The sequence below is a fragment of the Achromobacter sp. Marseille-Q0513 genome, assembly GCF_018195695.1.
Classification (GTDB): Bacteria; Pseudomonadota; Gammaproteobacteria; order Burkholderiales; family Burkholderiaceae_B; genus Achromobacter.
Genome location: NZ_JAGTJY010000111.1, coordinates 1 through 20,049, shown reverse-complemented (window position 1 = coordinate 20,049; position 20,049 = coordinate 1). Strand labels below are relative to the sequence as shown.

The 20,049-nt window shown below is 68.9% G+C and carries 17 protein-coding genes; 5 read left to right on the top strand and 12 right to left on the bottom strand.

Annotated features, from left to right (window positions below; genetic code table 11):
• Positions 1 to 183: 183 nt before the first annotated feature.
• From holA to KDH83_RS20165, 6 genes are all read right to left on the bottom strand, one after another.
• Positions 184 to 1,239 (bottom strand): DNA polymerase III subunit delta, encoded by a 1,056-nt coding sequence (gene holA, locus KDH83_RS20190; protein ID WP_212319161.1) that lies wholly within the window; start codon positions 1,237 to 1,239, stop codon positions 184 to 186.
• A gap of 6 nt (positions 1,240 to 1,245) precedes the next feature.
• On the bottom strand, positions 1,246 to 1,908 hold the full coding sequence (gene lptE, locus KDH83_RS20185) for an LPS assembly lipoprotein LptE (RefSeq protein WP_212319159.1): 663 nt from the start codon (positions 1,906 to 1,908) through the stop codon (positions 1,246 to 1,248).
• Positions 1,909 to 1,919: 11 nt separating this feature from the next.
• Positions 1,920 to 4,577 carry a leucine--tRNA ligase gene (leuS, locus tag KDH83_RS20180; RefSeq protein ID WP_212319156.1) on the bottom strand — a complete coding sequence of 886 codons (2,658 nt, stop codon included), beginning with the start codon at positions 4,575 to 4,577 and terminating at the stop codon, positions 1,920 to 1,922.
• A 100-nt stretch (positions 4,578 to 4,677) separates the two neighbouring features.
• Positions 4,678 to 5,892: an MFS transporter gene (locus tag KDH83_RS20175; protein ID WP_212319154.1), complete on the bottom strand. Its 1,215-nt coding sequence runs from the start codon at positions 5,890 to 5,892 to the stop codon at positions 4,678 to 4,680.
• 48 nt (positions 5,893 to 5,940) lie between these two features.
• Entirely contained in the window at positions 5,941 to 6,459 is a 519-nt protein-coding gene (locus KDH83_RS20170) for a MarR family transcriptional regulator (protein WP_249205234.1), read from the bottom strand.
• A gap of 232 nt (positions 6,460 to 6,691) precedes the next feature.
• Entirely contained in the window at positions 6,692 to 7,150 is a 459-nt protein-coding gene (locus tag KDH83_RS20165; protein ID WP_103273655.1) for an HU family DNA-binding protein, read from the bottom strand.
• 421 nt (positions 7,151 to 7,571) lie between these two features.
• Here KDH83_RS20165 and KDH83_RS20160 point away from each other — a divergent pair, with 421 nt between their 5' ends.
• From KDH83_RS20160 to KDH83_RS20145, 4 genes are all read left to right on the top strand, one after another.
• A complete protein-coding gene (locus tag KDH83_RS20160) occupies positions 7,572 to 8,726 on the top strand; it encodes a D-alanyl-D-alanine carboxypeptidase family protein (RefSeq protein ID WP_249205236.1) in 1,155 nt (384 codons plus the stop codon).
• A gap of 32 nt (positions 8,727 to 8,758) precedes the next feature.
• Positions 8,759 to 9,307, top strand: coding sequence for a hemerythrin domain-containing protein (locus KDH83_RS20155; RefSeq protein WP_212319152.1), 549 nt, complete (start codon positions 8,759 to 8,761; stop codon positions 9,305 to 9,307).
• An 82-nt stretch (positions 9,308 to 9,389) separates the two neighbouring features.
• Positions 9,390 to 10,277, top strand: coding sequence for a phosphonopyruvate hydrolase (locus tag KDH83_RS20150; protein ID WP_212319150.1), 888 nt, complete (start codon positions 9,390 to 9,392; stop codon positions 10,275 to 10,277).
• Between the two features lie 66 nt (positions 10,278 to 10,343).
• On the top strand, positions 10,344 to 12,122 hold the full coding sequence (locus tag KDH83_RS20145) for a SulP family inorganic anion transporter (RefSeq protein ID WP_212319148.1): 1,779 nt from the start codon (positions 10,344 to 10,346) through the stop codon (positions 12,120 to 12,122).
• Between the two features lie 148 nt (positions 12,123 to 12,270).
• On the opposite strand, the gene KDH83_RS20140 is transcribed toward KDH83_RS20145, so the two are convergent.
• From KDH83_RS20140 to KDH83_RS20115, 6 genes are all read right to left on the bottom strand, one after another.
• Positions 12,271 to 13,032, bottom strand: a complete 762-nt coding sequence (locus KDH83_RS20140; protein WP_212319146.1) for an ABC transporter ATP-binding protein — start codon at positions 13,030 to 13,032, stop codon at positions 12,271 to 12,273.
• The gene (locus KDH83_RS20135; protein WP_212319144.1) at positions 13,029 to 14,924 is read right to left on the bottom strand and encodes an ABC transporter permease; all 1,896 of its coding nucleotides are present in this window, start codon (positions 14,922 to 14,924) and stop codon (positions 13,029 to 13,031) included. Before KDH83_RS20135 ends, KDH83_RS20140 begins: the two co-directional genes overlap by 4 nt.
• Positions 14,924 to 16,147 (bottom strand): ABC transporter substrate-binding protein, encoded by a 1,224-nt coding sequence (locus KDH83_RS20130; protein ID WP_212319142.1) that lies wholly within the window; start codon positions 16,145 to 16,147, stop codon positions 14,924 to 14,926. Before KDH83_RS20130 ends, KDH83_RS20135 begins: the two co-directional genes overlap by 1 nt.
• A 209-nt stretch (positions 16,148 to 16,356) precedes the next feature.
• Positions 16,357 to 16,524, bottom strand: coding sequence for a 50S ribosomal protein L33 (gene rpmG / locus KDH83_RS20125; RefSeq protein WP_003810296.1), 168 nt, complete (start codon positions 16,522 to 16,524; stop codon positions 16,357 to 16,359).
• 37 nt (positions 16,525 to 16,561) lie between these two features.
• On the bottom strand, positions 16,562 to 16,798 hold the full coding sequence (gene rpmB, locus KDH83_RS20120; RefSeq protein ID WP_006390601.1) for a 50S ribosomal protein L28: 237 nt from the start codon (positions 16,796 to 16,798) through the stop codon (positions 16,562 to 16,564).
• Positions 16,799 to 17,274: 476 nt separating this feature from the next.
• Entirely contained in the window at positions 17,275 to 18,423 is a 1,149-nt protein-coding gene (locus KDH83_RS20115; protein WP_212319163.1) for a Bcr/CflA family multidrug efflux MFS transporter, read from the bottom strand.
• A gap of 231 nt (positions 18,424 to 18,654) precedes the next feature.
• Between KDH83_RS20115 and KDH83_RS20110 the strand changes: the two genes are divergently transcribed.
• A complete protein-coding gene (locus tag KDH83_RS20110; RefSeq protein WP_212319140.1) occupies positions 18,655 to 19,935 on the top strand; it encodes a class I SAM-dependent methyltransferase in 1,281 nt (426 codons plus the stop codon).
• Positions 19,936 to 20,049 lie beyond the last annotated feature (114 nt).

Here is a 20,049-nt window from a genome sequence, read left to right as displayed (position 1 = left end):
CGGGGGAGGCGCGGCGGGCGTTCTGGCGCGGGGGGAGCGGGGCTTGTTGGATGGGGGACGAGGACAGGGCGGGGTCGATCATGAAAGGGGGCGGGGCGGGCGCGGCCGGGGGATGGCGTTAGGGTAGCCGGCAGGGGCCGGGCGAAAGCGGGGGCAGGGATGGGGCAGGCGGCGGCGCCGCCTTCACGGTCGGGCGCCGGCGGCGGCCACGCGCAGCGCGAGCCGCGTCATTTCTTCCCAGGGATCGGACAGGCGTCCCGGCACGGACAGGCCCTTGATGAGCCGGTCGACCTCATGCGCGTGCTGCACGGCGGCCGGCCAGACCGCGGGCTGCACGCGCGACAGCGCCTGCAGCGCCAGGCGCTCGTGGGCGCCGAAGATGCGCAGCCGGCGCATCAGGCCATTGGCGTCCTGGCCCAGCGCGCGGGCCTCGGCGATGCGCGCGAGCAGGCGGATTTCCTCGCCCACCGCCCACAGCACCAGGGGCAGCGCCTCGCCCTCGGCGCGCAGGCCGTCGATCATGCGGATGGTGCGGGAAATATCGCCGGCCAGCATGGCATCGCGCAGGCCGAAGACATCGTAGCGGGCCACGTTCAGCACGGCGCGCTCCACGTCCTCGGCGGCCAGCTGGCCCTCGGGATAGAGCAGGCCCAGCTTCTGGATTTCCTGGTGGGCGGCCAGCAGGTTGCCCTCGACCTTGTCGGCCATCCATTGCAGGGTGGCGTTGTCGGCGCGCTGGTTCTGGCGCGCCAGCCGCATGCCCACCCAGGCGGGCAGCCGTCCGCGCTCGATGCTGGCGATGTCCACCATCATGCCGCCCCGGGCCAGCGCCTGGACCCAGCGGCTTTCGCGCGTGGCCTTGTCCAGCCGGGGCAGGGAAATCAGCACCAGCGTGTCGGCATCGGCCTGGCCCTCGGCCTGCTCGGCCAGGCGGGCCAGCGTGTCGGCGCCCGGCTTGCCGGGCTTGCCGGTGGGGATCTTGATTTCCAGGATGCGGCGGTCGCCGAACAGCGACACGCTTTGCGTGGCCGCCAGCACCGAACTCCAGTCGCTGCGGGCGTCCATCACCATGGACAGCCGCTCGGTGTAGCCGGCGCCGCGCGCCGAGGCGCGCAGCGCGTCCACGGCCTCGGTGACCAGCAGCGGTTCGTCGCCGGACACCGTGTACATCGGCGCGAGCCGGTTGCCGGCCCGTTGCAGGTGTTCCGCCAGGCGATCCGCGTCCAGGGGTTGTGCCATGGACGCCTAGCGCGACAGCGGCGCGTCGGTGGTGGACGGCGTCTGCCAGGGGGCGGGCGTGTTGACCGGCTGGGCCGCGTTAGGGTCGTACACCGGCGTGTCCACGCCATCCTCGCTCTTGCCGGGATTCTCGAACGCCTTGCGCACGTCGGGCGCGGTCATGCGGCGCAGCAGGCGCGACACCAGGTCGCGTTGCATGGCCTTGTACAGCGTCTCGATCTGGCCTTGCTTGGCCTGCACGATCTGGTCGTCATACGGCATTTCGCGGTAGATCGACAGCGTGGTGTCCGGGATCAGCGCATTGCCCTTGGCATCGATCAGGCGGAAGGTGAAGTTGATGCCGAGTTCATACGATTCGACGCGGCCCTGGGCGTTGAGCGAGACTTCGCGCAGCGTGCGTGCGTCGTTGACCTGCTGCAGGATGGCCTGCGCTTCCTTCGGACTGTTGACGATCTTCGTATTGGGCGAAGCCGCGCGCAGCGAACGGCGCACGTCAGCGCCGAACTGCGTGTTGTCGGCAATGCCGACATACAGCGTGTTGAACGGCATCGGCGTGACGCCGCGCAGCGCGAAGCCGCAGGCGGAGAGCAGCATGAACAGCGCCAGGCAGGCGCCGCGCAGCAGCCAGGATTGGCGGGGGGAGTGCGAGTGTTGCCCGGCGAAGTGCATGCTTGACCTCATCAGCCTACGACGTTGACCAGTTTGCCCGGAACCACGATGACGCGCTTGGGCGGGCGGCCTTCCAGAAAGCGGGCGACCTCTTCCTGTTCGGCCGCGAGCTTCTCGATGTCCTCGCGGGCCGCCTGCGCGGCGACGCGGATCGAACCGCGCAGCTTGCCGTTGACCTGCAGCATCAGCTCGACCTCGTCGGCGATCAGGGCGGCTTCGTCCACGTGCGGCCAGGGGGCGTCGAGCAGGTCGCCCAGCTCCTTGGCGTAGCCCAGGTCCTGCCACAGATGCCAGGTGACGTGCGGCACCACCGGATACAGCACGCGCAGCAGGACGCCCAGCGTCTCGGCGCGGGCGGCGTCGGCGTGCGGGCCTTCCGGCAGCTTGGCGTCGTCGATGGCGTTCAGCATCTTCATGCAGGCCGACACCACGGTGTTGTACTGGATGCGCTGGTAGTCGTAGTCGGCTTGCTTGAGCAGGCCGTAGACCTCGCGGCGCAGATCCTTGACCGGGGCCGGCGCGCCGGTCCAGTCGGCGCCCTGGGCCAGGCCGCGCGCCACGGCTTCGCGCTGCGCGTAGCTGATGGACCACAGGCGGCGCAGGAAGCGGTTCGAGCCTTCCACGCCCGAATCCGACCACTCCAGCGTCTGCTCGGGCGGGCTGGCGAACATGACGAACAGGCGCGCGGTGTCGGCGCCCAGCGTATCGATCAGCGATTGCGGGTCGACGCCGTTGTTCTTCGACTTGGACATGGTGCCCACGCCGCCGTAGGTGATGTCGGAACCGTCGGACTTGAGCTTGGCGCCGGTGATGGCGCCGCGCGCGTCATAGACGTTTTCGACTTCCTCGGGCCAGAAATACTCGATGCCGCCCTGGGCGGTCTTGCGCGAGTAGATGTGGTTCAGCACCATGCCCTGGCACAGCAGCTTGGTGAAGGGCTCGTCGAAATTGAGCATGCCCATGTCGCGCATGACCTTGGTCCAGAACCGGGCGTACAGCAGGTGCAGCACCGCGTGCTCGATCCCGCCGATGTACTGGTCCATCGGCATCCAGTAGTCGTTGCGTCCGTCAACCATGGCCTGGTCGTTGCCCGACGAGGTATAGCGCATGAAGTACCAGGACGAGTCCACGAAGGTGTCCATGGTGTCGGTTTCACGGCGCGCCGGCTTGCCGCAGCTGGGGCAGGCGCAGGACAGGAAGGCCTCGTTCTTGGCCAGCGGGTTGCCGCTGCCGTCGGGGATCAGGTCGTCGGGCAGCACCACCGGCAGGTCCTTCTCGGGGACCGGCACCGGACCGCAATCCGGGCAGTGGATGATGGGGATCGGCGTGCCCCAGTAGCGCTGGCGCGAGATGCCCCAGTCGCGCAGGCGCCAGGTGGTCTGCTTCTCGCCCAGGCCTTGCGCGCCCAGGTCGGCGGCGATGGCGTCCACGGCGTCCTTGTGCGACAGGCTGTCGTACTTGCCGGAATTGATCGTCAGGCCGGACTGCTTGTCGCCGTACCATTCCTGCCAGGCCTGGTCGGAGTATTCCTTGCCGGCCACGGCCACGACCTGGCGGATCGGCAGCTGGTACTTGCGGGCGAAGGCGAAGTCGCGCTCGTCATGCGCCGGCACGCCCATCACGGCGCCGTCGCCGTAGGTCATGAGCACGTAGTTGCCGACCCAGACCTCGACCTCGGCGCCCGTGACCGGGTGCGTGACGTACAGGCCGGTGGGCATGCCTTCCTTTTCGCGCGTGGCCATTTCGGCCTCGGTCGTGCCGCCGAGCTTGCATTGCTCGATGAAGGCGGCCAGCTGCGGGTTGGCGGCAGCGGCGTGCGTGGCCAGGGGGTGTTCGGGGGCGACCGCGCAGAAGGTGACGCCCATGATGGTGTCGGCGCGGGTAGTGAAGACGTACAGCTTGCCGTCCTGGATCAGCTGGCCGTCGGCGCCGGCGATCTTGTGCGGGAAGGCGAAGCGCAGGCCCTCGGACTTGCCGATCCAGTTTTCCTGCATCAGGCGCACGCGCTCGGGCCAGCCGGGCAGGTCGTTCTGCACCGCGCCCAGCAGTTCGTCGGCGTAGTCGGTGATGCGCAGGTAGTAGCCCGGGATCTCGCGCTTTTCAACGGGCGCGCCGGAACGCCAGCCGCGGCCGTCGATGACCTGTTCGTTGGCCAGCACGGTCTGGTCCACCGGGTCCCAGTTGACGATCTGGGTCTTGCGGTAGGCCACGCCCTTTTCGAGCATCTTCAGGAACAGCCACTGGTTCCATTTGTAGTATTGCGGATCGCAGGCGCACATCTCGCGCGACCAGTCGATCGCCAGACCCATCGCCTTCATCTGCTTCTTCATATAGGCGATGTTGTCGTAGGTCCACTTGGCCGGCGGCACCTTGGACTTGATGGCGGCGTTCTCGGCCGGCATGCCGAAGGCGTCCCAGCCCATGGGCATCAGCACGTTGTAGCCGCGCATGCGCAGCTGGCGCGCCATCATGTCGTTGATGGTGTAGTTGCGCACGTGACCCATGTGCAGCTTGCCGCTGGGGTAGGGCAGCATGGAGCAGGCGTAGAACTTGGGCTTTTCGGAGCCGTCGGCGTTCTTCGCGTGTTCGTGGACCAGATAGGCGTCGCGGGCCTGCCAGTCTTGCTGGGCGGCCGCTTCGACGGTAGTGGGAAGGTAACGTTCCTGCATGAGCTCGTGCGCGTTGGCGAAAAAGGGAAGGCCGCCCCGCCCTGGCGGCGCTGGCGCGGCCCGGTTCGGTGGCGGTCAAAACCCCTGATTATAGGAGGTGCTAGGCGCGGATAGGGGACGGGGCGGTTTCAGGCACGCGCGCGCTGGGGGACAGGGTCCCGTAGGCCAGCGTGATCACGCCCAGCGCCGCCCCGGCGGCCACCACGCCGGTCCAGCCGAAATGCGAATAGAGCCAGGACGATACCAGCGAGCCGGACGCGCCGCCAATGAAATAGCTGGTCATGTAGCCGGCCGTCAGGCGGCTGCGGGCTTCCGGCCGCAGCGGATAGATGCAGCTGGTATTGGTGACGTGCACGCCCTGGATGGCCAGGTCCTGCAGCAGGATGCCGGCCAGCAGCGCCAGCACCGATGCCTGGCCGAAGGCCATCAGGCCCCAGGAGCCCAGCAAGAGGAGCAGCCCGACGCGGGTCGCCAGGTTGGCCAGCCCGCGGTCGGCCAGCCGGCCGAAGCGGTTGGCGGCGAAGGCGCCGGCCGCGCCGGCCAGGCCGAACAGGCCGATCGTGGTGGTGTTGTAGGAATAGGGCGGGCTGGACAGCAGGAAGGTCAGCGGCGTCCATAGCATGCTGAACGCGGCGAACAGCAGGGCGCCCAGGATCGAGCGGGCCCGGAACAGCGGCTCCTCGACGAACATGCGCAGGATCGAGCCCAGCAGGCGCGGATAACTCAGTCCCGCCTGGCTCTGGTGGCGCGGCAGCACGCGCCACAGCACGGCGGACATGGCCAGCATCAGCAGGGACGCCACCCAGTACACGGTGCGCCAGCTGCCCAGGTCGGCCAGCACGCCGGCGAAGGTCCGCGCCAGCAGGATGCCCAGCAGCAGGCCGCTCATGACCGTGCCCACCGCCTTGCCGCGCTCGTGCGGCAGGGCCAGCGTGGCGGCGAAGGGCACCAGGATCTGCGCGACCACCGACAGCATGCCGGTCAGCGCCGTGCCCAGCATCAGCACCGTGATGTTGGGCGCGAAGGCCGAAACCAGCAGGCTGGCCGAGGACAGCAGCGTCATCAGCACGATCAGGCCGCGCCGCTCGTACATGTCGCCCAGGGGCACCAGCAGCATCAGCCCGGCGGCATAGCTCAGCTGGGCGGTCGTGACGATGCCGCCGGCGGCGGCGTTGGACAGCGAGAACTGCTCGCCGATGGTGTGCAGCAGCGGCTGGGCGTAATAGTTGCTGGCGACGGTCAGGCCGGTGGCCAGGGACATCAGCAGGATCATCGGCGCGGTCAGCGGCGGCGTGTGCGAAGCAGGGGAGGTCATGACGGAGTGCGGCAGGGGAAAAATCGGATCGGTCGCGGGCGGCGGCGCTCAGGCGTCCACGCCGCCGGGCGCTTCCAGGTCGTGGTTGATCAGCAGTTTCTTCAGCAGGCCGGCGAGCTGGCGGCGTTCGGCCGCGCCCAGCGGCTCGAGCAGCTGTTCGAGGTTCTTCAGGTAGTCCTTGAGCACGGCGCGGATCGTGCGCAGGCCTTCGGCCGTGAGCGACACGATGGTGCCGCGCCGGTCTTCGGGATTGGGGCTGCGGGCCAGCAGGCCGGCCTGTTCCAGGCGGTCGAGCCGGTTGGTCATGGCGCCCGAGGTCAGCAACAGGGCGGCCACCAGCTTCTGCGGATTCATCGCATGGGGCGGGCCGCAGCGGTACAGCGTGGCCAGCACGTCGAATTCGCCCTGGTTCAGCTGATGCTGGCGGAAGCCGCAGTTGACGTTGCGCGTGGCGAAGGCATTGAGCCGGAACAGACGGGTGATCACCGCCATGGACGAGAAGTCCTGGCCGGGGCATTCGGCGGTCCATTGGGACAGCACGAGATCAACGAAATCGGTTTGCGGCATGGTGGACGAGGCTCCTCGCGGCCAGTCGGGATGGCGGTTCGCGCCGGGCTGGGCCGCGGTTCGGCGGGCGATGGATGATGCGCCCGATTTATCTTGAAGTAAAGTATCTTTATATAAAGATAAATTCTAACAAGCCGGCGGGCTTCATGCAAAAGCGCGCCGCGCACAAAAGAGAAAGGCCCGCCTCTTGCGAGGCGGGCCTTTCCCGGCTTGACCGGATACTGCGCGGAAATTACTGCGCGGCGTCCTTCAGCTTCTTGAGCGGGCGAACCTTCACCTTCACCGAAGCCGGCTTGGCGGGGAACCAGCGCTCTTCGCCGGTGAACGGATCCTTGCCGAAGCGCTTGGCCTTGGCGGGAACCTTCTGCACGGAGACCTTGAACAGGCCGGGCAGCGTGAATTCGCCGGCGCCCTTCTTGTCCACCGAACCCAGCACCGAGGTTTCCAGGCTGGCCAGGACGGCCTTGACCGACTTGGCTTCAACGCCCGACTGCTCGACCAGATAGGCGATGAGCTGGGTCTTGTTCAGGGCGGCCTTGATGGCCTTGGGGGCGGCAGCGACCTTCTTGGCGGCGACGACCTTCTTCGCTGCGGGCTTCACAGCGGGCTTGGCGGCGGTAGCCTTCTTCGCGGGCGCCTTGGCGGCGGGCTTGGTGACTTTCTTGGCAGGAGCTTTAGCTTTCGTGGCCATGGTCAAAATCCGTATGTTGAGGACTAGAGCAGCGCGAGCCGGGTATCGGCAACGAACGCCACGCGCCCGATGATAGCGGAAGAGTCGCTGTTTATGCGGCTTTCCGAAGGGGTTTCGATCAATCTTTGTTGTTTTCCACGCAGCAAACCTCTTAAAACAAGGGGTCTTGCAAGATGTCGTGACATTTTTCCGGCGTCGCAAGCATCGTGAATGATGGGACGCGGCGCACTGAACCAAGCGGCGCGAGCATGTTCAAATGCCTGCGCCGCGCGTTGCGCGGGCACTCACGCAAGCATGCAAGGAAGCAGAGCAGTCTATGTTGTCGATGAATAAGTATGTTCCCCCGCGGCATGATCGGGACGTGAACCCGCAGGCCGGGCGGGGGCGTCTTTCAAGCCTTTTCCAGCGCAGCGGCAGGGGTCTGCAAAAGTTTGCGGCCGCCACGCTGGCCGCCGCCGCCTTCGCGTCCGGCGCCTGGGCGCAGGCGCTGCCGGCGCCCGAGCTGTCGGCCAAGGCCTGGCTGCTGCTGGACGAAACCAGCGGGCAGGTGATCGCATCGCACGCCGCCACCGCGCGCATCGAGCCGGCCTCGCTGACCAAGATCATGACGGCCTATATCGTGTTCGGCGCGTTGCAGGACGGCACGCTGAAGCCGGAGCAGAAGGTGCGCGTATCCACGCGGGCCTGGAAGGTGCCGGCGGGCAGCTCGAAGATGTTCCTGGAACCCGGCTCGCTGGTCACGGTGGACAATCTGCTGCGCGGGCTGATGGTGCAGTCGGGCAATGACGCCGCCGTCGCGCTGGCCGAAGCGGTGTCCGGCAGCGTGGAAGCCTTCGTCGAGCGCATGAACCAGACCGCCGTCGCGCTGGGCCTGCACGGCACGCATTTCGCCAGCCCGCACGGCCTGTCCGATCCGGCCACGTACTCCACCGTCAGCGATCTGTCGGTGCTGGCCACGCGCTTCATCCGCGATTACCCCGAGCTGTACCGGACCTACGATTCGGCCAAGCAGTTCACCTACAACAACATCACCCAGTCCAACCGCAATCGCCTGCTGTGGCTGGATCCCAGCGTGGATGGCCTGAAGACCGGCCATACCGATGCCGCCGGCTACTGCCTGGTGGCCACGGCGCGCCGGCCCAACGGCGCCGACCAGCGCCGCCTGATCACGGTGGTGGTGGGCGTGGAATCGGAAAAGCAGCGCACCAAGGAAAGCCGCGAGTTGCTGGAATGGGGTTTCCAGGGGTTCAATACCGTCAAGCTCTACGCCAAGGGCCAGCCCGTGGCCACGCCCGAAGTCTGGAAAGGCCAGGCCGACAACCTGAAGGCCGGCTTCGCGCGCGACCTGTATGTGACCGTGCCGGCCGGCGCCAAGGTCGAACCGGTGTGGGCGCCGCGCGAGCCGCTGGTCGCGCCGATCGCGGCGCAGGCGGAAGTCGGCGAATTGCGCGTCATGGTGGACGGCAAGGCGGCGCGGCAGTTCCCGGTGCTGGCGCTGGAGCCCGTCGAGCAGGCCGGATTCGCCGGCCGCGCCTGGGATTCGATCCGCCTGTGGTGGCGTGAAACCACGGGCTGAGCAAAGGAGGCCCGCATGATTGTGAGATCGCCATGGCCGTGAGTTTTCCCGGCGGGCCGGCGCCCGCGCCCGGGCCCGACCAGCCCCTGGCCCTGCTGTCGGCCTGTCATGGCCGCATCGCGCGCCAGTGCGCCACGCTGAGCCGGCTGGCCGGGCATCTGCCCGGGCATGGCAGCGACGCCAGCGCGCAGAGCGCGGCGGCCAGCCTGCTGCGCTATTTCGAGACGGCCGCCGTCCATCACCACGAGGACGAGGAAGAAGACCTGTTCCCCGCGCTGATCGAGGCCATGGCCGGTTCCGACGCGGTCTGCCTGCATGCGTTGGTGCAGGGACTGAAGGCCGACCACCGCCGGCTGGCCGCGCTGTGGGAGCCGCTGCGCGGCGCGCTGGCCGAGATCGCGGCGGGCAGGCCCGCCAGCCTGACGCCCGCGCAGGCGCGGGAGTTCGCCGGGGCCTATGCCGACCATATCCGTCGCGAGGAAGACGAGCTGCTGCCGCTGGCGGCGCGGCTCATCGCCGACGATGTGCTGGCCGATATCGGCCGGGCCATGCGCGCGCGCCGAGGCGGCGGCGCCGCCTGAGCCGCTGCGCCGCCGGGCGCCAGGCGCTACGATGCGGGACAGCCGGCGCGCACCGCGCCGGATCACGGAGGCCATCCGCGCCATGACCGATCCCGTTCCCAGCCGCAACGCCCGTTTCCGCCGCCTGCTGACCGACCCCGTGCTGGCTCACGCCATGTCGGCGCACAACCCGCTGTCGGCCCTGCTGGCCGCCGAGGCCGGCTTCGACGCGGTCTGGGGCAGCGGCTTCGAACTGTCGGCCAGCCACGCGGTGCCGGACGCGAGCATCCTGTCGCCGGTGCAGCACCTGGACATGATGCGGGCCATGGCCGCCGCCACGCCGGCGCCGGTGATCGCCGATATCGACACGGGTTTCGGCAACGCCATCAACGTCGCCTACATGCTGCCGCAGTACGAGGCAGCGGGCGTGTCGGCGGTGGTGATGGAAGACAAGACCTTCCCCAAGGACACCAGCCTGCGCGCTGGCGGCCGCCAGGAACTGGCGCGCGTGCCTGAATTCCAGGGCAAGATCGAGGCCGCGCTGGCCGCGCGGCGAGATCCGGACTTCTGTGTCATCGCCCGCTGCGAGGCGCTGATCGCCGGGCTGGGGCAGGCCGAGGCGTTGGCGCGCGCGGCGGCGTATGAAGAAGCGGGCGCCGACGCCATCCTGATTCATTCCAAGCAGACCGCGCCGGACGAGGTGCTGGCTTTCGTCGCCGCCTGGCAGGGCCGCGCGCCGCTGGTGCTGGTGCCCACCGCCTATCCGCAGCTGCGCGAGCGCGATATCCAGGCGCTGGGCAAGGTCGGGCTGGTGATCTATGGCAACCATGCCATCCGCGCGGCCGTGGGCGCCATGCGCGACGTGTTCGCCCGCATCCGGCGCGACGGCGGCGTTCACGAAGTGAATGCCATGTTGCCGACCGTAGGCGATATCATGGCGCTGCAGGGCGATGCCGCCATGCGCGAACTGGAGCGCAAGTTCCTGCGCTAGCGCCTTTTGGGCGCGGGCCGCCGGCGCCTGCCGGCAGGCCGCAAGACAAGAAAGACCGGGGGAAGCATGGCGTTTCAAGGGCGAGCCTGGCTGGGCCGGCTGTTTGGCGATTGGGTGGCGGATGTCGGTCCGGCCACGCTGCGCGCCGATCTGGCGGCCGGGCTGCTGGGGGCGCTGCTGGTGCTGCCGCAGGGCGTGGCCTTCGCCACGCTGGCGGGCCTGCCGCCGGAATACGGCCTGTACTCGGCCATCATTCCCTGTGCGGTGGCGGCCCTGGCCGGGTCCAGCCGCCACGTGATGTCGGGGCCGACCAACGCCAATTCGCTGGCGCTGTTCGCCGTGCTGGCGCCGCTGGCCGCGGCCGGCAGTCCCGCCTACATCCAGCTGGCGTTGGCCGTGACCGTGCTGGTCGGCCTGATGCAGTGGCTGGTGGGCGCGCTGCGGCTGGGCTCGCTGGCGCATTTCATTTCGCCGTCGGCGCTGTTCGGCTTCACCAGCGGCGCGGCGGTGCTGATCGCCGTTCACGCGCTGAAGGACGCGCTCGGACTGCCCGCCGCCGATGCGCATGGCGCCGGCTCGCTGCTGCTCAACCTGGCCTCGCATGCCGGCCAGGCGCAGGCCGGCTCCATCATCGTGACGCTGGCGACGCTGGGCGCGGCGCTGCTGCTGCGCAGGCTGGACAAGCGCAAACCCTATATGCTGGCCGGCCTGGCCGCCGGCACGCTGGCGGCGGCGGCCTGGAATGCGTGGGGCGGCGCCGACGTGCCGGTGCTGGGCGCCATCGCCCAGCCCTGGCCGCCGTTCCATGTGCCCAGCGTGGGCTGGCGCGCGCTGCCCGACCTGCTCAGCCTGGCCTTCGCGCTGACCATCGTGGCGCTGGCGCAGTCCATTTCCATCGCCAAGGCCGTGGCGGCGCGCTCGGGCCAGCGCATCGACGCGAACCGCGAATTCATGGGGCAGGGCCTGTCCAACATCGTTGGCGGCTTCTTCTCGTGCTATCTGTCCTGCGGCTCGCTGAACCGCTCCGTGCCCAACTTCGAGGCCGGCGCCAGGACGCCGCTGGCGGCGGTGTTCTCCGCCTTGCTGCTGGTGGCGCTGGTGGCCCTGTCGGCGCCGCTGCTGGCATTGATCCCGCATGCCGCCATCGCGGGCCTGTTGTTGCTGGTGGCCTGGACGCTGCTGGACGCGCCGCGCTGGCGGCGCCTGCTGGCCACGCAGCGCGGCGAGGCGGCGATCGCGGCGGCGACCATGGCGGCCACCGTGACGATACGGATGGAAGTGGCGATCCTGCTGGGCACGGTGCTGTCGCTGATGGCCTATCTGCACCGCACGTCGCGGCCCGCCATGCGCATCATGGGCTTCGACGGGCGCGGGCTGGACCGCCGCTTCGTCGTGATGGCGCAGCCGCCGCAGCCCGAGGCCCTGCCCGAATGCCCGCAGCTCAAGCTGCTGCGCATGGAGGGCTCGGTGTATTTCGGCGCGGCCGCGCACGTGGCGCAGCGGCTGCACGAACTGCGCGCCGCGCCGGACGCGCCGCGGCATCTGCTGGTCATGGCCAAGAGCATGAATTTCATCGACCTTGCCGGCGCCGAGGTCTGGGAAGACGAGCTGGCGGCGCGGCGCGCGATGGGCGGCGACCTGTATTTCCACCGGCCCCGGCCCGAGGTGCTGGCGATGTGGCGGCGCACCGGATTCCTGCAACGGCTGGGCGAAGACCACATCTTTCCCGACAAGGCGACCGCGCTGCACGCGATCTACGCCAGGCTGGACCGCGCGGTGTGCGCGGGCTGTCAGGCCCGGATCTTCTGGGAGTGCCAGCCGGACAGCCCGCAAGCGGGCGGCTGAAGAGGACGCGCGTGCCGGATTGGGGGCGGGCGGAAGCGGGAGCCGCAAAAGGGCGTTGGAGAGTGAGGCTGGAACAGGGCTGAGGAACAGGGCTCAGCAAGAGCGCTGCCCGCCCAGCCGGGACCCGACCGAGGACTGTGCGGGCTGATCACGCGGCGGGCGCTTCCGTGCCCAGGTAGGCCGCCTGGACCCGAGGATCCGCGGCAATCGCGGTCGGTTCGCCTTCCGCCAGCAGGCTGCCGCGCACCAGCACGGCGATGCGGTCGGCGTGCTTGAAGACCACGTCCAGGCTGTGTTCGGTGAACAGCACCGCGATGCCGCGCGTGTCGACCAGTTGCCGCGTCAGCCGCATCAGCGCGTGGCGCTCATTGGTGGCCATGCCCGCCGTGGGTTCGTCCATCAGCAAGAGGCGCGGGCGGTGCGCCAGCGCCATGGCCAGCTCCACGCGCTTGACGTCGCCATAGGCCAGCTCGCCGCAGGCCTGCGCGGCCTTGCCGGCCATCTGCGTCTGTTCCAGCAGCGCCATCGCTTCGTCCACCGCGTGGCGGCCGGCCCGGCGCCAGGGATTGAAGACCAGGCGGTCGCGCGATAGCAGCGCGGTCTGCACGTTTTCCAATACGGTCATGGAGCGGAACACGGCGGCGGTCTGGAACGTGCGGCCCACGCCCAGCCGGCAGATGCGCGCGGCGGACAGGCCGACCAGTTCGCGGCCATCCAGGCGCACCGAACCCGCGTCGGGACGAACCTGCCCGCCCAGCGCGTTGAAGCAGGTCGATTTGCCGGCGCCGTTCGGCCCGATCAGGGCCAGCATCTGTCCGGCCTGGAGCGTGAATGAGACGCCGGCCAGCGCGTCGATGCCGCCGAAGGACTTGCGCAGGTCGCGGACCTGGAGCAGGGCGGGGGCGCTCATTTCGCGGCGCTCCGAAGCGACAGCCGGCGGGTCCAGCGCGCCGCCGCGCCGGCGAGACCATCGGGAAACGCCATGACCAGGGCCAGGATGGCCAGCCCCAGCAGCGCGTGCCAGTACTCGGTGCTGCGCGCGGCCGCGTCCTGCAGCCAGGTATAGGCCGCCGCGCCGGCCAGCGGACCGGCCAGCGACTGCAGGCCGCCGAGCAGCACCATGACCAGCCCGTCGACCGAGCGGCCCACGGCCATCGCGTCGGGCGCGATGCTGCCCTTGGAAAAGGCGTACAGCGAACCGGCCATGCCGGCGGCCAGCGAGGCGGCCACGAATCCCGCCCATTGCACGCGGCGCGCGTCCATGCCCAGCGCCTCGGCGCGCAGGACCGAGTCGCGCGCGCCGCGCAGCGCATAGCCCAGCGGCGCGAACGCGAGCCGTCGCAGCCACCAGACGCCCAGCGCGCACAGCGCCAGCGTCAGGTAGTAGTAGCCGGGACCGCTGCTCAGCCAGGCGGCGGGCCACAGGCCGGTGAGTCCGTTGCTGCCGCCGGTGACGTCGTCCCACTGGAAGGCGGCGGCCCACAGGATCTGCGCCACGGCCAGCGTCAGCATGGCCAGGTAGACGCCAGACAGGCGCACGCAGAACCAGCCGAACACCAGCGCGCCCAGCGCCGCTGCCAGCGGCCCCAGCAGCAGCGCGGCCTCCATCGGCAGCGCGCCAAGCTTGAGCAGCAGCGCCGCGCCGTAGGCGCCCAGGCCGAACCAGGCGGCGTGGCCGAAGCTGGTCATGCCGGCCAGCCCGGTCAGGAAATGCAGGCTGGCGGCGAACAGCGCGGCGATCAGGATTTCGGTCAGCAGGATGGCCAGGTACGGCCATTGCTGGCCCAGCAGCGGCGCCGCGATCAACAGCGCCAGCAGCGCGCCATACGCCAGCCGCAGGCGCTTGCCGGCGGGGGCGATCGGGCGTTCTGGCCTGGCCGCGTGGCCGGCTGGCGCGGGCGGCTGGCCCATGAGGCCCCAGGGCCGCGCCACCAGCACCACGGCCATGACCGCGAATTCGGCCAGCAGCGTGAGCTTGGACAGATTGAAGATCCAGGGGCCGATCTGCACCTGGCCCAGGAACACGAACAGGGACTTGGCCAGGCTGATCAGCAGCGCGGCCAGGAAGGCGCCGGGAATCGAGCCCAGGCCGCCCACGACCACCACCACGAAGGCGCTGGCGATGACTTCCAGGTCCAGCCCCAGCGTGGCCGGCGTGCGCGGCGCGGCCAGCGCGCCGCCCAGGCCCGCCAGGAAGGCGCCCAGCGTGAAGGCCGATGTGAACAGCCACGCCTGGTTCACGCCCAGCGCGGCCAGCATGCCGCGGTTCTCGGCGGCGGCGCGCAGCAGCCGACCCCAGCGCGTGCGCATCAGCAGCAGCCACAGCAGGCCCAGCACGATCGGGCCGGCGGCGATGAGCAGCAGGTCGTATTGCGGGTAGCGGCGGCCCAGGATCTCGACGGCGCCGGAGAGGCCGGGGGCGCGGGCGGAGAACAGGTCCTCCGGGCCCCACAGGGCCAGCGTGGCGTCGCCGATGATGAGCAGCAGCGCGAAGGTGGCCAGCAGCTGGAACAGCTCGGGCGCGCCGTACAGGCGGCTGAGCACCAGGCGCTCGGCGGCCGCGCCGATGAGGCCGGTGGCCAGCGCCGCCAGCAGCAGGCCGGCCCAGTAGCCGGCGCCGCCGCCAAAATAGCGGGTGAAGGTCCAGGCCAGGTAGATGCCCAGCATGTAGAACGAGCCGTGCGCGAAGTTGACCACGCGCGTGACGCCGAAGATCAGCGACAGGCCCGCGGCCACCAGGAACAGCGCGCTGGCGTCCGCCAGGCCGTTGAGCAGCTGCAACAGCAGCCCGGAACCGCTCATCACTGGGCCGGACGCATCTTGCGCACTTGCTCGTCGGGCGGCTGCAGGCGGGCGCCGTCCATGTAGGCGAAGTCCTTCATGATGCCCTTGCCGTCCTCGACCGCGGTCACGCCCACGTACACGCCCATGGTGGATTGATGGTCGATCTTGCGGTACTGGATCTGGCCGTAGGGGGTATCGACCTTCAGGCCGGCGAAGGCGTCGACGAGCTTCTCGGTGTCGACCTCGCCGGCGGCCTTCAGGCCCTGGGCGATGGACATGAGCGAGGCGTAGCCCACCACCGAGCCGACCTTGGGCGTTTCGTTGTAGCGCTTGCGGTAGGCCTCGACGAAGCTCTTGTTCGCGGGCGTGTCGATGGCATACCAGGGGTAGCCGGTGACGATCCATCCCGTGGGCGCGTCGGCGCCCAGCGGCTCCAGGTATTCGGGTTCGCCGGACAGCACCGACACCACCGGCATGTTCTCGAACAGGCCGCGCGTGTTGCCTTCGCGCACGAAGCGCGTCAGGTCGGCGGCGAACAGCACGTTGAAGATCGCGTCCGGCTTGGCGTCGGCCAGGGCCTGGACCACGGCGCCGGCGTCGACCTTGCCCAGCGGCACGGCCTGCTCGGCGACGAACTCCACGTCCGACTGGAACGACTTCATCATGGCCTTGAAGGTCGCCACCGCCGATTGGCCGTATTCATAGTTGGGGTAGACGATGGCCCAGCGCTTCTTGCGCAGGGCCAGCGCCTTGGGCGCCAGCGCGGCCACGTGCATCCAGGTGGAGGGCCGCAACCGGTAGGTGTAGCGGTTGCCTTCCTGCCAGGTGATCTTGTCCGTCAGCGGCTCGGCGGCCAGGAAGAACACCTGCTGCTGCTTGGCGAAGTCGGTCAGCGCCAGCCCGGTGTTGGACAGGAAGCCGCCGAACAGCAGCTCGACCTTCTCGCGCGCCAGCAGCTCCTGCGCGGCGCGCACCGAATCGCCGGGGTTGCCGTTGTCGTCGCGCGAGATCACTTCCAGCTTGCGGCCGAGCACGCCGCCTTCGGCGTTGACCTGCTCCACCGCCAACTGCCAGCCTTTCTTGTACGGCCCGAGGAAGGCGGGGATGGCCTTGTAGCTGTTGATCTCGCCGATGCGGATCGGCGGTTCCTTGTCCTTGGCCTGGGCGGCCGGGGTCAGCGCCAGGGCCAGGAGCGTGGGCGCGAGCGCGCGGCGCAGCAGGGAAAGGCAGGGACGGAGCATGGCGGGAGTCGGGAGCGTGAGGGATTCAGGCGGACGGCGGGCGCCTGTCGCCCGCCGCTGGCGGCCCAATTGAAACATGGGGCCGGCGCCTAGGCAAAGCAAATGCCGCTACGAGGCATCCGCTGGCGCGCGCGGGGCGACATGCCGCGTTCCCCGGGGCGAAAAAAAGCCCCGCGCGGGCGGGGCTCTTTTCGGGAAAACAGGCTGAATTACTTCAGCTTGGTTTCCTTGTAGTCAACGTGCTTGCGAGCGACGGGATCAAACTTCTTGATCAGCATCTTCTCGGGCATGTTGCGCTTGTTCTTGGTGGTCGTGTAGAAATGACCCGTGCCGGCGGTCGACTCGAGCTTGATCTTTTCGCGGATACCTTTGGCCATGTCGTGCTCCTAGTATGTCAGATTGGCGGGAGGCCGATTAGGCCAGTTCGCCGCGGGCACGCATGTCGGCCAGCACGGCGTCGATGCCGTTCTTGTCGATCGTGCGGATGGCCTTGGCCGAAACACGCAGGCGGACCCAGCGGTTTTCGCTTTCAACCCAGAACCGGCGCGATTGCAGGTTGGGCAGGAAGCGACGCTTGGTCTTGTTGTTCGCGTGCGAAACATTGTTGCCCACCATCGGGCCTTTGCCGGTCACTTGGCATACGCGTGCCATGGATGCACCTCTTTATGTCGTTCTTGCGCGCATCGCCGGGAGGTGGACAGGGTGTCAGCCGCCGGGCTGTGGAACCTGCGCATCTGCTGGATGTTCCAGCCTTGCGCCGTTCATGCCGGCCACCCAGTCTTAGTGGATGAGGGGGCTACGCGTTCAGTGCCGCTTTTCAACGGCGCCCAAGCGTATCCGCCCAGTGCTTATACCCGCTGCCTGCCGCCCGCTGGCTGATTCTGCATGCCGGCTTGTCAAGACTGGTGCCAGGGACGCTGGTGCCAGGGACTTCGCCAGACCTGCCGGATCCGCCGGAGTTTTCATCAACCAAAGGCCTTTTCGAAGGACTCTGAGCCAAGAAAAACCCGCTCTGCGCGGTTGGGGGTCAGAGTGCCGAACTACAAAGCATAGTAGTCCTGCACGGGAAACTTCATGTGAAGACTGCGATTCTAATACGAAAAAGCCAAGTAAATCAAGCGAAAGCGCTATCGAGTGTGCGATTGCGCCACGCGGCCCGATAGCCAGGACAGGCAGGCGCAGGTCGCCAGCGTGGTCGTCAGGGGCAGGGCGCTGCCGGTCTGCCAGGCGCTGACGGCGAATCCGGCCAGCGCGCCGCAGGACAGTTGAACCGTCCCCAACAAGGCCGAGGCGGCGCCCAGCCGCTTGCCCTGCTCGGACAGCGCCAGCGCCGCCGAGTTGGGATTCACGAAACCCTGGCTGCCCATGTAGCCGATCAGGCAGAGCATCAGCAGCGGCAGGCTCATCCAGCCGGCCAGGGTCAACGCCACGGCGGCCAGGCTGGCGCAGGCCAGCGCGGTCAGCGCGCGGCGCTGCAACAGGCGCGGCGGATGGGTGCGCAGCAGGCGCGCGCTGACCTGCGAGCACACGATCAGCGACAGCGCGTTGGCGCCGAACAGCAGGCCGAAATACTGCGGCGGCACGCCGTAGAGTTCGATGAACACGCGCGGCGAGCCGATGATGTACGCGAACATGCCGGCCTGGCCAAAGCCGCCGGCCAGGCTGTGTGCCATGAAGCCACGATGGGCGAACAGGGCGCGGTAATTGTGCAGGATGGTCTGCCAGCGCAGCGGCACCACGCGCTCGGGCGCCAGCGATTCCTTCATGATCAGGATCACGGCGGTCATCAGCATGGCGCCGCCGGCCACCATCACCCAGAACAGGCTGCGCCAGCTGGCGATCGTCAGCAATTGCCCGCCGGCCAGCGGAGCCAGGATCGGCGCCAGTCCCATGATCAGCATCAGCAGCGACATGGCACGCGCCGCTTCCTGGGTTTCGTAGTGGTCGCGGATGACGGCGCGCGGGATCACGATGCCGGCCGCCCCGCCCATGGCCTGCAGCACGCGCCAGCCGGTCAGGGCCTGCGCCGAGCCGGCCAGCGCACAGCCCAGCGAACCCAGCATGAACAGCGCCAGGCCCACCAGCAGCGGCGGCTTGCGGCCATAGCGGTCGGCCATCGGGCCGTAGAACACCTGCGCCAGCGCCAGCCCGATCAGGTAGGACGCCAGCGTGCGCTCCACGTCGCCGCGCGGCACGCCCAGATTGGCCGCGATGGTCGGGAACGCCGGCAGGTACATGTCGATGGCGAAGGGGCCGATCGCCGTCAGCGCGCCCATGAGGATGAGCCAGCCAGGCAGGCCGCGGGAGGGAAGCATAGGGGACATGAAGATATAGAGAGAGCAACAGTCGCGGGACATGAGGGCGCGGTTGCCGACTGTTGAGTGTCTTGCGCCAAGCCGGCAAATGTATCACGCGCTGCCTTACAGGAAGTTGCTGCGCGTTTTCCGATACAGTGGGTCGCGTAGCGCTCGGGGGAGGGTTTCGTCTTGTCTTGAAGAGGAGAGGCTATGAATCCCTTGTTGTCGGTCGTGGAAAACAAGCTGCGGGACCTGCCCGTGCGCGTGCAGCTGGTGCTGCCGGACGGCGCGGTGCTGGGGGCGGCCGAGCCGCAGGTCCGCTTCGCCGCGCGCGACAAGACCGCGCTCGCGCACCTGGCCGAGGGCGCGGTGGGCGTGCTGGGGCAGGACTATGTGGAAGGCCGCATCGATATCGAGGGCGGCATGCGCGACGTGATGGCGGCCGCTTCCGCGATGCTGCCGGGCTCGCCGGTGGAGGCCGCGCGCGGCGGCTGGCTGACCGATCTGGTGCGCAAGGTCATGTCGGTGTGGCGCCATTCCGTCGAGCGCGATGCCCGCCAGATCGAGTTCCACTATGACTTGTCCGACGATTTCTACGCGTTGTGGCTGGACCCGCGCCGGGTCTATTCCTGCGCCTATTTCCGCGAGCCGGACATGGCGCTGGCCCAGGCCCAGGAGGCCAAGCTGGACCTCATCTGCCGCAAGCTGCGGCTGTCGGGCGGCGAGCGCTTCCTGGACGTGGGCGCGGGCTGGGGCGGCTTGCTGCTGTGGGCCGCCGAGCATTACGGTGTGGATGCCACCGGCATCACGCTGTCGCGCAACCAGCATGCGCATGTCAGCCGGCTGATCGAGGCCAGGGGGCTGGCCGGGCGCGTGCGCATGGAACTGCTGGATTACCGCGGGCTCGATGAATCCACGCCCTATGACAAGATCGCTTCGGTCGGCATGTTCGAACACGTCGGGCGGGCGCAGCTGGACGGCTATTTCGCCAAGCTGCGCCGGCTGCTCAAGCCGGGTGGGCTGATCATGAACCACGGCATCACCGCCGCCGGCGTCTACAACGCCGAGCTGGGCAACGGCATGGGCGAGTTCATCGAAAAGTACATCTTCCCCGGCGGCGAGCTGACGCATGTCAGCGCGGTGATGCAGTCCTTGACCAACGGCGGCCTGGAAGACCTGGACGTGGAGAACTTGCGGCCGCACTATGCGCGCACGCTGTGGGCCTGGAGCGACGCGCTGGAAGCCCGCTTGCCCGAGGCCGCGCGCATCCTGGGCGGCGAGCAGGGCGCTCGCTCGCTGCGCGCCTACCGGCTCTACCTCGCGGGCTGCGCCATGGCCTTCGAACACGGCTGGATCGCGCTGCACCAGATCCTGGCCCAGCACCCCGCCACCGGCCGCAGCGACGAACTGGACCTCCCGGCGGACCTCGCCTACCCATGGCGACGCGACTACATGTACGCCGCGCCCGCTGGCAAGCCGCCACGCGCATAGCGCGCCCCAGCGGCGTCGTGAAATGTGCTCCATGATCGACACCATAAGATGCTGCCCCACAATCGGGGCCGCGCGGAGCCGGCTTTGCCGGTCCGCAGCGGCGCCCCCTGGAGG

What these genes read in the sequence shown, in the direction of transcription:
- holA (WP_212319161.1), bottom strand. Translation starts at nt 1,239, where the DNA reads ATGGCACAACCCCTGGACGCGGATCGCCTGGCGGAACACCTGCAACGG.
- lptE (WP_212319159.1), bottom strand. Translation starts at nt 1,908, where the DNA reads ATGCACTTCGCCGGGCAACACTCGCACTCCCCCCGCCAATCCTGGCTG.
- leuS (WP_212319156.1), bottom strand. Translation starts at nt 4,577, where the DNA reads ATGCAGGAACGTTACCTTCCCACTACCGTCGAAGCGGCCGCCCAGCAA.
- KDH83_RS20175 (WP_212319154.1), bottom strand. Translation starts at nt 5,892, where the DNA reads ATGACCTCCCCTGCTTCGCACACGCCGCCGCTGACCGCGCCGATGATC.
- KDH83_RS20170 (WP_249205234.1), bottom strand. Translation starts at nt 6,459, where the DNA reads ATGCCGCAAACCGATTTCGTTGATCTCGTGCTGTCCCAATGGACCGCC.
- KDH83_RS20165 (WP_103273655.1), bottom strand. Translation starts at nt 7,150, where the DNA reads ATGGCCACGAAAGCTAAAGCTCCTGCCAAGAAAGTCACCAAGCCCGCC.
- KDH83_RS20155 (WP_212319152.1), top strand. Translation starts at nt 8,759, where the DNA reads ATGGCCGTGAGTTTTCCCGGCGGGCCGGCGCCCGCGCCCGGGCCCGAC.
- KDH83_RS20150 (WP_212319150.1), top strand. Translation starts at nt 9,390, where the DNA reads ATGACCGATCCCGTTCCCAGCCGCAACGCCCGTTTCCGCCGCCTGCTG.
- KDH83_RS20145 (WP_212319148.1), top strand. Translation starts at nt 10,344, where the DNA reads ATGGCGTTTCAAGGGCGAGCCTGGCTGGGCCGGCTGTTTGGCGATTGG.
- KDH83_RS20140 (WP_212319146.1), bottom strand. Translation starts at nt 13,032, where the DNA reads ATGAGCGCCCCCGCCCTGCTCCAGGTCCGCGACCTGCGCAAGTCCTTC.
- KDH83_RS20135 (WP_212319144.1), bottom strand. Translation starts at nt 14,924, where the DNA reads ATGAGCGGTTCCGGGCTGCTGTTGCAGCTGCTCAACGGCCTGGCGGAC.
- KDH83_RS20130 (WP_212319142.1), bottom strand. Translation starts at nt 16,147, where the DNA reads ATGCTCCGTCCCTGCCTTTCCCTGCTGCGCCGCGCGCTCGCGCCCACG.
- rpmG (WP_003810296.1), bottom strand. Translation starts at nt 16,524, where the DNA reads ATGGCCAAAGGTATCCGCGAAAAGATCAAGCTCGAGTCGACCGCCGGC.
- rpmB (WP_006390601.1), bottom strand. Translation starts at nt 16,798, where the DNA reads ATGGCACGCGTATGCCAAGTGACCGGCAAAGGCCCGATGGTGGGCAAC.
- KDH83_RS20115 (WP_212319163.1), bottom strand. Translation starts at nt 18,423, where the DNA reads ATGGGCGCGCTGACGGCGATCGGCCCCTTCGCCATCGACATGTACCTG.
- KDH83_RS20110 (WP_212319140.1), top strand. Translation starts at nt 18,655, where the DNA reads ATGAATCCCTTGTTGTCGGTCGTGGAAAACAAGCTGCGGGACCTGCCC.